The sequence below is a fragment of the Streptomyces sp. WELS2 genome (assembly GCF_013870595.1).
Classification (GTDB): Bacteria; Actinomycetota; Actinomycetes; order Streptomycetales; family Streptomycetaceae; genus Streptomyces.
Window position 1 is genome coordinate 1 of sequence record NZ_JACBWZ010000134.1, and the last position, 11,655, is coordinate 11,655.

Here is an 11,655-nt window from a genome sequence, read left to right on the forward strand (position 1 = left end):
GGCGGTGGTGGCGGTCACTGATCCGGTCTGACAACCGAACACCTGATGCGGCCCCGTTCTGCGGGGCCGCATCCCGTTTCCGCCGGGAACGGAGTCTGGCGGGCCGTCAGGCCAGTCCCGCCCCGGCCAGCAGATACGCCGTCATCGGGTCGTAGTGGCGGGGGCTGACCACATGGTCGTCCAGCGGGACCACCACCTGTACGGTGCCCTCCGCCTCGGCGAGGAAGAGCGCCGGGTCGTTGCAGTCGGCGTACCCGACGGAGTCCACGCCGTGCTGCCCCGCGTATCCCGCCCAGCCGTGGTCGGCCACGACCAGGTCGGGCAGCGGGCGCCCCGCGCGCTCGAGTGCGGTCAGAACGGCCCGCATCGGCTCCCCGGAGTGGGTGTGCCACAGCGTCGCCCCGTGTTCCAGCACGGCCACGTCCGCGAACTGCATGACGTACCCCTCGTCCGTGCTCAGCCCGTCCGGGATGACCACGATCTCGCAGCCGGCGGCGCGCAGCGCGGCGGCCGTGGCCCGGTGCACGTCCAGCAGCCCGCCCGGGTGCCCGGTCGCGAACAGCACCCGCTGGCGTCCCTCGGCCGCCTTGCGCAGCCGCGCCGCCATCCGGTCCAGCGCGTCCACGGTCAGCTCGGGGTCGATGGTGTCCTGGCCGTACCGGTACTCCGGGTCGTCGTTGACACCCACCCGCTCGGCCATCACCGCGAGCACGTCCTGCTCGTCCGTCCAGCGGTCGCCCAGTTCCAGGCCGAGCCAGAAGCCCCGGACACCGTTGGCGAGCTGACGGTAGTGGGAGAGGTTGTTCTCGCGGGGCGTGGCGACGTCCCCCGCGATACGGGTGCGCACCAGATGGTCGACGAGCTGGGCGCGGCTGGGTGTCCCGGATATCGGCATGGCTCCCATTGTGGGGCAGCGCGCGGCGCCGGTCCCGGGGATACCGCCCGCTGGGACGGGGGTCACGCACCGGTGTGGTCAGGCCCGGCGCAGGGCGAGCCAGTCCTCGGTGAAGCGGGCGAAGCGGATCTCGTCCCGGGCGTCCACCGCCCCGCCCTCGTACAGCAGGCCGACCGTGGTGGAGCCGACGCGCACCAGGTCCGAGTAGCCGGACCAGTCCGTGGTGACGACCGTGCCCCGGTCCACGCCGTCCCAGGTCCGCCCGCCGTCGTAGGAGGAGCGGATCATCATGGTGCGGCGCCGGTCGGGGTCGCCGGGGCAGGCGAGCAGCAGGCGGTCGCCGAGCCGCAGCATCGAGCCCTGCACCTGCGGGGTGTACAGGTCCGGCAGGGCACGGAAGGGCCCGGTGAAGGAGGTGCCGCCGTCCCGGCTGACGGCCTGGGTGCGGTGGCCGAGGTCGGTGCCGTCCTGCTCCCGCCCGCTGACCAGGACCGAGCCGTCGGCGCGCTCGGCGAGGGTGAGTTCGGAGGGCTTCTGCCGGAAGGTGCCGTCGGCGGCGACGGGCCAGGTGTCGGTGGCGCCGATCCGCCAGTGGCCGCCGTGGTCGTCGCTGACGACCAGTGCCGCGTGGTTGGCGGTGACCCTGGTGCCGTCCCAGGTCTCGGTGTTGACGCCGAGGACCAGGCGCCCCGCGTAGCGGCCGTGGGTCAGCTGGACGCCGTGCACGGGCCCGGTGGCGTACCAGGAGTTCCAGTCGGCGGGCAGGATCTCGGGGCTCAGGTCGCGCGGCGCGGACCACGTCTCGCCGTCGTCGTCGCTGTACTGCAGGTGCGGGGTGCGGTCGCAGGGGACGCGGCAGCCGGCGCCGTCGGTACGGCCGGTGTTGTACGTCTCCGCGAGCCAGATCCGGCCGGTGTCGCGGTCCACGACCGGCGCCGGGTTGCCGTGGGTGTCGCCGGCGCCCTCGCTGACGACGTGGAGCGGTCCCCAGGTGCGCCCCCCGTCGGTGGAGCGCTTGAGCACGATGTCGATGTCGGCGGCGTCGCCGCAGTTGAGGACCCGGCCCTCGGCGAACGCCAGCAGGGTGCCGTCGGTCGTGCGCACCACCGCCGGGATGCGGAAGCAGGCGTAACCGGGGTCCTGGGCCGCCTTGAACAGCACCTGCTGCTCCAATCCGGGTGCCGCTGAGGGCGTTTGCGCGCGGGCCGGTGCGGCCGGCAGGAACGGAAGGAACAGTCCGGTCGCGGCGAGGACGAGCAGGGGTCTGAGGCGGGTGCGGAGACTCGGCGGCACGGTGCGGCCTGCCCTTCGTCGGCCGGATGAGCGGACATCCGGACATCCCATGTCCAACATGCGCCCGAACGACGGTAGTTGGGGGGTGCGCGGCTCACAAGAAGCGTGCACTCACGGGCACAGGACGACTTTGCCCAGATTGGCCCGCGTGGTGATCACCCGGTGCGCCGCCTCGGCCTCCTCCAGGGCGAACTCCCCGTGCACGGCGGGCTTCAGGGCGCCCTCGGCGTGCAGCCGCCACAGCTCCCGGCGCCACCACTCGTACAGCTCTGGCCGCTCGCGGGCGATCAGCGCCATCTGGAAGCCGGTCACCGACTTGGCGCCCACCAGCAGGTCGTACGCCGGGATCGTGCCGCCGCCCGAGCTGTAGGCGACCAGGCGGCCGTGCGGGGCGAGCGCGGCCAGGGCCGGGCCGAGCAGCTCGCCGCCGACGGCGTCCAGGACGCAGTCGACCGGCTCGCCCCAGCTCTCGTCGCCGTACCGCACGCAGTCGTCCGCGCCCAGGGAGCGGACGAAGTCCGCCTTCGCCGCGCCGGAGACGGCCCCCACGACCCGGCCCGCGCCCTGTGCCCGGGCGAGCTGGACGGCGAGGTGCCCGACACCGCTCGCCGCCGCCGTGACGAGGACCGACTCGCCCGGCGCGAACCGTGCCGCCGCCAGCACGCCGCAGGCCACCAGGCCGCTGCGGACCAGCGCGATCGCGGTGACGAAGCCGGCGTCGTCCGGCACCGGTGAGGCCATGGCCTCGCGCACCACGGCGAAGTCGGCGTAGCCGTGCCCGAAGCACAGTCCGGTCACCCGGTCGCCGGTCCGGAAGCGGGACACGCCGGGACCGGCCGCCACCACCTCGCCCGCGACCTCCCCGCCCAGCGGCACCGGCTCGGCGGCCTCGGCCACCTTGCGGACCATCGGCAGGGTGAGGCCGACGGCGGCGCAGCGCACCAGCAGCTCGCCGGGGCCGGGCTCCGGGACGGGTGCCTCCTCCAGGAACAGGGGGCCGCCGGCGGACTCGTAGCGGACGCGCCGCATCGCACACCTCCTCGGGCCGGGCACACCGGCACCGTCGGTCGTGGGGCCGTTCGTTGGGAACACCCATGAACTCGTTGGGGGTCCCAACGGTAGAGAAGGTTCATGGGAAAGTCCAATGATTCTTCGGTTAGGCTGCGGCCATGGCCGAAGCCCCCCTGCCCGCGATCCGTTCCCTGCCGAGCTGGCTCCTGGGCCGGGCCGCCGCCCGGGGCCGCGCCCTGGTCGCCGACGCCCTGGCGGCGGAGGGGCTGAGGATGTGGCACCACGTGGTGCTCTCCGCCGTCCGCGACCTCGCCCCGGTCGCCCAGGCCGACCTCGGCCGCGGTGTGGGCCTGGACCCCAAGGACGTGGTCGGCATCCTGAACGACCTCCAGTCCGCGGGCCTGGTCGAGCGCGCCCCCGACCCCCGCGACCGGCGCAAGAACGCCGTGACCCTCACCGATGACGGCGCCCGGCTCCTCACCCGCTGCGAGAAGGCCGCGCGCGAGGCCAACGACGAGCTGCTCGCCCCGCTGTCGGCCGCCGAACGGGAGCGGTTCACGGAGCTGCTGGCCCGGATCTCCGGGGTCTCCGGTGTCCCGGGTGGCCCGGGGCACTCCGCCGTGGAGGGCGGGGAGGGCTGACGTCGCCGACCGGCGGCCCCGTCAGCCGTGGGCGGCCGGCTCCCGCAGGGCGATGCGGTGCTCGCCCGCGTACACGTTCATCGAGGCGCCCCGCAGGAAGCCCACCAGCGTCAGGCCGGTCTCCGCGGCCAGGTCCACCGCGAGCGAGGACGGCGCCGAGACGGCCGCCAGCACCGGGATGCCCGCCATGACCGCCTTCTGCGCCAGCTCGAAGGAGGCCCGGCCGGAGACCATGAGGATCGTCCGGGACAGCGGCAGCGCGCCGCTCTGCAGCGCCCGTCCCACGAGCTTGTCGACCGCGTTGTGCCGGCCGACGTCCTCGCGGGTGTCCAGCAGCTCCCCGTCCTCGCCGAACAGGGCCGCCGCGTGCAGTCCTCCGGTGCGGTCGAACACCCGCTGGGCCGCCCGCAGCCGGTCGGGGAGGCCCGCCAGCAGCTCGGGGGTGACCCGGAGCGGTGGAGTGTCGGCGAGGGGCCAGCGCGCGGTCGTCCGGACGGCGTCCAGGCTGGCCTTGCCGCACAGGCCGCAGGAGGAGGTGGTGTAGACGTTCCGCTCCAGGGTGAAGTCCGGGAGGGTGACGCCGGGGGCGGTGTGCACGTCGACCACGTTGTAGGTGTTGGAGCCGTCCGCAGTGGCGCCCGCGCAGTAGACGATGTTCCGCAGGTCCGCCGCCGTGGCCAGGACGCCCTCGCTCACCAGGAAGCCGGCCGCCAGCGCGAAGTCGTCGCCCGGGGTCCGCATGGTGATCGCCAGCGGCTTGCCGTTCAGCCGGATCTCCATCGGTTCCTCCGCGACGAGGGTGTCCGGCCGGGTGGAGACCGCCCCGTCCCGGATGCGCAGGACCTTGCGTCGTTCCGTGACTCGTCCCATGTTCCGATCAGCCCCGGTTCTGTGCGTGCTGGACGCCGACCGTCCCATTGTCCTGCACACGAGGAGCGGGGGACGGGCGGGGGTCGGACAGGAGGCCGGCGCGGATTGCGTGGACGTCCGACGGCCTGACGGGAGCCGACAATCCCGACGCCGGATTCCTGTGGCCTCACCTGCCGTCGTACCGGCCGGTCACTGGCCACACTGGTGGGTCCCGCCACCCACGGCCCCGAGGGGATCCCCGCAATGAACGGCTCGCGCATCGTCGCCATCGGCCACTACCAGCCCGCCCAGGTGCTCACCAACGACGACCTGGCGGGCATGGTCGACACCAGCGACGAGTGGATCCGCAGCCGGGTGGGCATCCGGACCCGGCGCATCGCCGGTCCCGACGAGCCCGTGGACGAGCTGGCAGCGCACGCCGCCGCCAAGGCCCTCGCCGCCGCCGGGCTGACCCCGGACGACATCGACCTGGTCCTCGTCGCCACCTCCACCGCCGTCGACCGCTCCCCGAACACCGCCGCCCGGGTCGCGGCCCGGCTCGGCATCCCGGGGCCCGCCGCCCTGGACGTCAACGTGGTGTGCGCCGGGTTCACCCACGCGCTCGCCACCGCCGACCACACCCTGCGAGCCGGCGCCGCCACCCGCGCCCTGGTCATCGGCGCCGACAAGATGTCCGACGTCACCGACTGGACCGACCGCAGCACCTGCGTCCTGGTCGGCGACGGGGCCGGTGCCGCCGTGGTGACCGCCTGCCCGCCGGGGGCCGAAGCGGGCATCGGGCCGGTGCTGTGGGGCTCGGTGCCCGAGATGGGGCACGCGGTGCGGATCGAGGGGACCCCGCCCCGGTTCGCGCAGGAGGGCCAGAGCGTCTACCGCTGGGCCACCACCCGGCTGCCGGCCATCGCCCGCCAGGCCTGCGAGAAGGCCGGGACGGCACCCGAGGACCTGGCCGGGGTCGTCCTGCACCAGGCCAATCTGCGGATCATCGAGCCGCTGGCCCACAAGATCGGCGCCGTGAACGCGGTGATCGCCCGCGATGTCACCGAGTCCGGCAACACCTCGGCCGCCAGCATCCCGCTCGCCTTCTCCAAGCTGCTCGAACGGGGCGCCCTGCGCAGCGGCGACCCGGTGCTGCTGTTCGGGTTCGGCGGCAACCTGTCCTACGCCGGGCAGGTCGTGCGCTGCCCCTGAGGTGCGACCGCCCCTGAGGCGCGGCCGCCCCGGGTGCGGCTCCGGTGTGCCCCCTCCCGGGGACCTGGTACGGGTTTTCCCTGGGCCCGGTACGGAGCCTGGGCGCCGTAGGCCGTAGACCGTAGACTGTAGACGAAAAACAATCGATACTGAGCGTCCATCGCCCGCGTCAGACCCCGCCCAGGAGGACCGCGATGTTGTCGACCGGACTGCCGCACGGGACGGTGCCCAGGCTGGAGCGGCCGGGCCCGCTGCGCGAGCGCGTGTACGAGGCGCTGCTGGAACTCATCACCACCCGCGCCCTGCGGCCCGGGCAGCACCTGGTGGAGAGCGAACTCGCCGGGCACCTCGGCGTCTCCCGGCAGCCCGTGCGCGAGGCGCTGCAGCGGCTGAACACCGAGGGATGGGTCGATCTGCGGCCCGCCCAGGGCGCGTTCGTGCACGAGCCGACCGAGGAGGAGGCCGACCAGCTGCTCACGGTCCGCACCCTGCTGGAGGCGGAGGCCGCCCGGCTGGCCGCCGCGCACGCGGACAGCGCCGGAGTCGCCGCCCTGAAGGAACTGTGCGCCGAGGGCGAGCAGGCCGTGGCGGCCGAGGACGTGGACCGCGCGGTCGCCCTCAACGCGGCCTTCCACAGCAAGGTGATGGAGCTGGCCGGCAACACGGTCCTCGCCGGGCTCGCCGCCCAGGTGGACCGGCGGGTCCGCTGGTACTACACCCCGGTGGCCCGGCAGCGCGGCAGCCAGTCGTGGATCGAGCACCGGGAACTGATCGCCGCCATCGACGCCCGGGACGAACAGCGCGCCACCCGGCTGATGCGCGAACACACCGAGCACACCCGGCGCTCGTACCACGAGCGCGAGACCACCTGACCGACACCCGCCGGGCGTCCCCCCGTTCGGTCGTGAACAGGGGAACGCCCGGAATGGCGAGGCGGGTCGAACGGATGGGCCGTCAGGTGGCCGGACGCGGTGCCGGGGCCGGCGTCCGGTCCGTGCCGCCCCGGCCCGGCTGCCGCAGCAGCAGGGCCAGCGCCGCCGCCACCATGGAGACACCGCCGGCCAGCGCGTAGGCGCCGTCGTAGCCCCAGGCGCCGACCACCATGGAGCCGAGGCCGCCGCCGAACAGCCCGCTGATCAGCTTGCCGCTGTACACCAGGCCGTAGTTGGTGGCGTTGTAGTTCTCGCCGAAGTAGTCCGGGGTCAGCGCCGCGAACAGGGGGTAGAACGCGCCGCCGCCGAAGCCGGAGAGGAAGGCGAAGAACAGGAAGAGCCACTGGTTCTCCAGCTCGCCCGCCCAGATGACGCCGAACTGGGCGAGCCCGAGCACCACGATGACGAACACCAGCGTCGTCCTGCGGCCCCACAGGTCCGACAGCCAGCCGACCACCGCCCGGCCGATGCCGTTGATGACGGCCATCACACCCATCGAGGAAGCCGCCACCAGGGGACCGAAGCCGACCTCCTTGGCGAAGTCGACCTGGAAGGAGATCCCGAAGATCGACACCCCGGCCGTCATCACGATCAAGGCCCACATCAGCGGCAGCATCCCGGTCCGCACGGCCTCCTTGGGCGTGAACTGGCGTACCGCCGGCGGGTTCCTGACCAGGCTCGCGGAGCTCGTGCCGCTCCCGGGGCCGGTCGGCGGGGCCACGTCGGCGGGCCACCAGTTCTTCGGCGGGTCCTGGAAGAAGAACGCGCAGACCGCGACCACGATCAGCACGTAGCAGCCGATCAGGTCGAGCACCCGGTCGTAATCCCCGGTGTCGAACGCGTAGTTGAAGATGAAGATGAAGGGCAGCGAGCCGTAGGCGAAGCCCCCGTTGACGAAACCGGTCTTCGCACCGCGCCGCTCCGGGAACCACTTGCCGACCATGTTGATGCACGTGGCGTAGATCAGCCCGGAACCGACCCCGCCCACGACACCGAAGCCGACGATCGCCGGCAGGACGTCGCGGAGGTGGGACAGGGCCAGGAAGCCGAGCAGACACATCACGGCGCCGATGTACATCGCCCGGCGCGCCGTGAGCAGGCCCCGCTCGCGCAGCCAGCCCGCCGGGAACGCGATGCCCGCCTGGAAGAAGATCCAGACGCTCAGGATCCAGAACGTGTCGCTCTGGGTCCAGCCGTGGGCCGCGGACAAGGTGTCCTCCGCGGAGCCGTAGGCGTACTCCGAGACACTGATGGCCATCATGGAGACCCAGGGGAGGTACACCATGAACTTGCGGGAGTGACCGAGGATGTCCCGGTCCGTCTCACCGACGCGGTAGACCCGGCCCCGGGCGTCGGTCACCTCGCGGTAGGCGGGGTGCGGCCGGTCCGGTTCGGCCGGGGTCTGCCGTGTCTTCATGCGATCTGACGTCATGTCAGGCCAGCTCCTCGCCGGTGGGGGTACGGATGGAGGACGGGCGCCGGGCACGGGGTGGGGCCCGGCGCCGTGCGGAAGAGACCGTGCGCGAGAGGAGGAAGACGGCACAGCGGGTCGTTCACCGCGAAGCCGCCGTAGTCGCCGGTGCACTGGGTCCACCAGCTGGCGGCGGTGTAGATCACGGCGTACCGCCCGGTGCGCGCCTTGTAGGTGTTGACGAAGTCGGCGATCCAGCCGACCATCTGGCTCGCGGTCTTGCCGTAGCAGGCGGCGCCGTACGGGTTCCACTCGATGTCGAGGGCGCCGGGCAGGGTCTGGCCGTCCCGCGACCAGCCGCCGCCGTGGTCGACGAAGTAGTTGGCCTGGGTGGCGCCGCTGGTGGTGTCCGGGGTGGCGAAGTGGTAGGCGCCGCGGATCATGCCCACGTTGTACGAGCCGTTGTACTGCTGGGCGAAGTACGGGTTGGTGTAGTACGTGCCTTCCGTCGCCTTCGTGTACGCCCAGCGCACGCCGCTGCCCCACAGCGTGGACCAGGCGACGTTGCCCTGGTACGCCGAGACGTCCACGCCCTCGGTCTGGGTGACGTCGCCGGTGCTGGGGGTGCCGCTGCGCCCGTCGTGGGCGAGGACGCCCATGCCCATGTAGGCGGAGCCGCGGGCGGGCGTGTCCGCGGCCTGGGCGGAGGTGAGGGGGAGCGTGAGGGAGAGCGCCGCGAGCAGGGCCGTGACCAGGACGGCGAGGGGGCGCGGGGGAAGCGGGCGGGTACGACGGGTGGGACCGGGTCTGAGCACGGTCATGGCGTGCCTCCGGGATGGGGAGTGGGGGAGCGATGTGGGGATCGTGGGGGGTGACCGCCGGCCCTTTGGGCGTGGGCATGCCATTAAGGGCGTGGTAAAGAAGCTACGCACGTAGATGACGGCGTGGAAGGGGGTCCGGACGACGCCGTTGGTCTACGCCTGCGAAATACTGACGGAGCTGCGGCAATGACGACGTGTGACAGAAAATTTCAGGACTGCGAAACCGATCAGGGGTGCTGACGTGCACGAGGACAGAAACAGCGGTGGACCGGGAACCGCCTGCCAGGTGACGCCCAGTGGTGCAGACCAGGAATTCCTGTCCCTGGAACGCGAGTTGACCGTGCTCCTGCGGCGCGCCCGGGCCAACCAGGCCGAGATGGCCCGGGAGGTCCATCCCGATCTGGAGTCCTCCGCCTACGGCCTGCTCATCCGGCTGGACGAACAGGGCGGCCAGCGGGCCACCGAACTCGCCGCCTACATCGGGGTCGGCAAGGCCACCATGTCCCGGCAGCTGCGCGCCCTGGAGGAACTGGGCCTGATCGCCCGCGAACCCGACCCGGCCGACGGCCGCGCCTGGCTGGTCACCCTCACCGAGGAGGGCAGCCGCCGCGTCGGCACCGTCCGCGAGGCCCGCCGCGCCCGGTACGTCAGCGAGCTGGCCCACTGGGACCGCCGCGAGGTCGCGGAGCTGGCCCGGCTGCTGCACGAACTGAACGACGTCATGGCGAAATAGCGGCTCACAACCGCGCGTACACCACCGTCGCGTCGTCGTGCGTCTTGCCCGGCCCCAGGAAGGCCCGCCGCTCCCGGTCCGCCGCCTCCAGCTCCCGCACCCGCTCGACCAGCGACCGGGCGCCCTCCTTGGCGACCACGTCGAACAGCGCCGTCCAGTCCCCCTCGCGGAACATCTCCGTCCAGCGGGTCGCGCCGTCCGTCAGCGCGGCCAGCTCCCGCACCTCGCGCCGGGGCAGCACACCGGTGACCGCGCGGACCGCCACGGCGGGATCGGCGGCGGCCGTGAAGAACCCGCCCTCCCTGTTGCGCAGGCGGGCGTCGACCACGGCGTCCGACACCAGCGCGGAGCGCGGCAGCCGGGCGAGCCGGTCGTCCAGCACCGGGGTCACCGCCCCGTCGGGCCCCCGCAGCAGCAGCGCCGCGTCCGACAGCACCAGGTACTCGACCTCGGCGGCGGACCAGCGGGCCAGGGCGACGGTTGCCTGGGGCGTTCGCGGGTGAGAAAGGTCACAGGTCTCCGCGTGCGCCTCCGCGGTGCGCCGGATCGCCCGCCCGAGGATGTCCGTCAGCGTCAGATCTCGGCCGGAAACGGTCAGTTCGGTCAGCGCGCCGCCCAGCCGCGCGGTGAACCACGGCACGGAGTGCAGACAGCCCGCCCCGCCGCGCGGCGGCGTCACGCCGTCCAGGACGATCACGCAACCTCCCTGTCCGCAGGCGGGTAGTCCGACACCGGCGAAGTCCTCGTTGGGGCGGGTCGCGTCGCCGGGTTCCGAGACGAGATCAGTACGCACCCGGTCAGTCTGCACGACCCCTTCACACGGTGCGCCACGGCCCGGCGCGCGCCCGGGAATTCCCGCGACCTCGCAGGTCAGGCGCCGGGTTTGGGCTGGAATGAGGCGCTCCGGGAAGGCGTGGTGGCGAATATTGCCAAAGCCTGCCGCGCGCGTCCAACCGGCCCGCCGCGTCCGAGCCGGGCACGCGCCGGAGGAACTTGCCCGCCAACTCCCCTCCGATGTTCACTCCTTCGGGTGGCGGGTCAGGTGATGCGCGACCACTGCCCACCGGCGCTGGGAGGGTCGGGAACCGTACGAACCGGGTGTACGCACCACTTGGCCCCGAAGTGACGGGGTACCACCCGGGCCCCTGGGTAGACGAGTTCGAGAATGCGAGCACCGGTGCAGAAGAAGCGGCCTCGGCGCACAGGCAGTCAGCCGGCCCCCGCGGGGACCGTCCCGCAGACCCCCGTGGGCACCGGCCGCCCCACCCATGTGCGCACCCGGCTGATCGTCGCCGTCGCGGTGGTGGCCGCCGCCGTGGCGGGGGCCGGCGTGCCCGCGCTGCTCACCGCCTCCCGGGACGTCGGCGACTCCCAGAACCTGGTGACGCTCGCCGCCCGCACCCAGGACGCGCTCACCCTCGCCCACTCCCTGGCCGACGAACGCGACGAGGTCACCTCCTACGTCGCGGCCGGCCGTCCCCGCTCCAAGGCGCCCTCCGAGGACCGCAGCGCCCGCGTGGACCGGCAGGTCGCGGAGTTGCGCGCGGACACCGACACCCCGGCCCGCCTGCGCACCGCCCTCGACGGCGTCGACAAGCTGCGCCGGGCCGCCCTCACCGGCAAGACCGACGCCCTGCGGACCCACCAGGCCTACTCGGCGGCCATCACCGAACTGCACCGGCTCGCCGAGCAACTGGCCGAGCAGCTGCCCCCGCGGGCCGGCTCCGGTGCCCACGCCCTGGCCGAACTGGACTCCGCCGTCCAGCAGTCCGCCGCCGCCCGCGGCCTGCTGCTGGCCGCGCTGAACATCCCGGCGTCCACCCGGACGGTCATCGACCCCGTCACCGGCCTGCCCAC

The 11,655-nt window shown here is 73.2% G+C and carries 11 protein-coding genes and 1 pseudogene; 5 read left to right on the forward strand and 7 right to left on the reverse strand.

What is annotated here, in order from left to right; translation table 11 throughout:
* Window positions 1-106: 106 nt before the first annotated feature.
* From H5J33_RS11365 to H5J33_RS11375, 3 genes and pseudogenes are all read right to left on the reverse strand, one after another.
* Window positions 107-895, reverse strand: coding sequence for a phosphatase (locus H5J33_RS11365; protein WP_181794775.1), 789 nt, complete (start codon window positions 893-895; stop codon window positions 107-109).
* Between the two features lie 84 nt (window positions 896-979).
* Window positions 980-2,188: pseudogene (locus tag H5J33_RS11370) on the reverse strand (exo-alpha-sialidase); the annotation flags it as partial.
* A gap of 111 nt (window positions 2,189-2,299) precedes the next feature.
* Window positions 2,300-3,217, reverse strand: a complete 918-nt coding sequence (locus tag H5J33_RS11375) for a zinc-binding dehydrogenase (RefSeq protein ID WP_181794776.1) — start codon at window positions 3,215-3,217, stop codon at window positions 2,300-2,302.
* A 140-nt stretch (window positions 3,218-3,357) separates the two neighbouring features.
* Between H5J33_RS11375 and H5J33_RS11380 the strand changes: the two genes are divergently transcribed.
* On the forward strand, window positions 3,358-3,840 hold the full coding sequence (locus H5J33_RS11380; protein ID WP_181794777.1) for a MarR family winged helix-turn-helix transcriptional regulator: 483 nt from the start codon (window positions 3,358-3,360) through the stop codon (window positions 3,838-3,840).
* Between the two features lie 21 nt (window positions 3,841-3,861).
* On the opposite strand, the gene fdhD is transcribed toward H5J33_RS11380, so the two are convergent.
* Window positions 3,862-4,710 carry a formate dehydrogenase accessory sulfurtransferase FdhD gene (gene fdhD, locus H5J33_RS11385; RefSeq protein WP_181794778.1) on the reverse strand — a complete coding sequence of 283 codons (849 nt, stop codon included), beginning with the start codon at window positions 4,708-4,710 and terminating at the stop codon, window positions 3,862-3,864.
* 243 nt (window positions 4,711-4,953) lie between these two features.
* On the opposite strand from fdhD, the gene H5J33_RS11390 reads away from it, so the two are divergent.
* Together H5J33_RS11390 and H5J33_RS11395 are read left to right on the forward strand one after the other, a co-directional pair.
* Window positions 4,954-5,901 (forward strand): beta-ketoacyl-ACP synthase III, encoded by a 948-nt coding sequence (locus H5J33_RS11390; protein ID WP_181794779.1) that lies wholly within the window; start codon window positions 4,954-4,956, stop codon window positions 5,899-5,901.
* Between the two features lie 194 nt (window positions 5,902-6,095).
* A complete protein-coding gene (locus tag H5J33_RS11395) occupies window positions 6,096-6,773 on the forward strand; it encodes a GntR family transcriptional regulator (protein ID WP_181794780.1) in 678 nt (225 codons plus the stop codon).
* A gap of 82 nt (window positions 6,774-6,855) precedes the next feature.
* On the opposite strand, the gene H5J33_RS11400 is transcribed toward H5J33_RS11395, so the two are convergent.
* Window positions 6,856-8,265 (reverse strand): OFA family MFS transporter, encoded by a 1,410-nt coding sequence (locus tag H5J33_RS11400; RefSeq protein WP_181794781.1) that lies wholly within the window; start codon window positions 8,263-8,265, stop codon window positions 6,856-6,858.
* Window positions 8,262-9,065 (reverse strand): GH25 family lysozyme, encoded by an 804-nt coding sequence (locus H5J33_RS11405; RefSeq protein WP_258565015.1) that lies wholly within the window; start codon window positions 9,063-9,065, stop codon window positions 8,262-8,264. The genes H5J33_RS11400 and H5J33_RS11405 overlap by 4 nt, the downstream gene beginning before the upstream one ends.
* 241 nt (window positions 9,066-9,306) lie before the next feature.
* On the opposite strand from H5J33_RS11405, the gene H5J33_RS11410 reads away from it, so the two are divergent.
* Window positions 9,307-9,798 carry a MarR family winged helix-turn-helix transcriptional regulator gene (locus tag H5J33_RS11410; protein WP_181794782.1) on the forward strand — a complete coding sequence of 164 codons (492 nt, stop codon included), beginning with the start codon at window positions 9,307-9,309 and terminating at the stop codon, window positions 9,796-9,798.
* A 4-nt stretch (window positions 9,799-9,802) separates the two neighbouring features.
* On the opposite strand, the gene H5J33_RS11415 is transcribed toward H5J33_RS11410, so the two are convergent.
* Complete coding sequence (locus tag H5J33_RS11415; protein WP_181794783.1) at window positions 9,803-10,591, reverse strand: protein phosphatase 2C domain-containing protein; 789 nt, start codon at window positions 10,589-10,591, stop codon at window positions 9,803-9,805.
* A 372-nt stretch (window positions 10,592-10,963) separates the two neighbouring features.
* On the opposite strand from H5J33_RS11415, the gene H5J33_RS11420 reads away from it, so the two are divergent.
* Window positions 10,964-11,655 (forward strand): nitrate- and nitrite sensing domain-containing protein (locus H5J33_RS11420; RefSeq protein WP_181794784.1); only part of this gene is annotated, 692 nt, incomplete at its 3' end.

Excerpts from the sequence above, each read along its gene's own strand:
- H5J33_RS11365 (WP_181794775.1), bottom strand. The coding sequence starts at position 895 with ATGCCGATATCCGGGACACCCAGCCGCGCCCAGCTCGTCGACCATCTG.
- H5J33_RS11375 (WP_181794776.1), bottom strand. The coding sequence starts at position 3,217 with ATGCGGCGCGTCCGCTACGAGTCCGCCGGCGGCCCCCTGTTCCTGGAG.
- H5J33_RS11380 (WP_181794777.1), top strand. The coding sequence starts at position 3,358 with ATGGCCGAAGCCCCCCTGCCCGCGATCCGTTCCCTGCCGAGCTGGCTC.
- fdhD (WP_181794778.1), bottom strand. The coding sequence starts at position 4,710 with ATGGGACGAGTCACGGAACGACGCAAGGTCCTGCGCATCCGGGACGGG.
- H5J33_RS11390 (WP_181794779.1), top strand. The coding sequence starts at position 4,954 with ATGAACGGCTCGCGCATCGTCGCCATCGGCCACTACCAGCCCGCCCAG.
- H5J33_RS11395 (WP_181794780.1), top strand. The coding sequence starts at position 6,096 with ATGTTGTCGACCGGACTGCCGCACGGGACGGTGCCCAGGCTGGAGCGG.
- H5J33_RS11400 (WP_181794781.1), bottom strand. The coding sequence starts at position 8,265 with ATGACGTCAGATCGCATGAAGACACGGCAGACCCCGGCCGAACCGGAC.
- H5J33_RS11405 (WP_258565015.1), bottom strand. The coding sequence starts at position 9,065 with ATGACCGTGCTCAGACCCGGTCCCACCCGTCGTACCCGCCCGCTTCCC.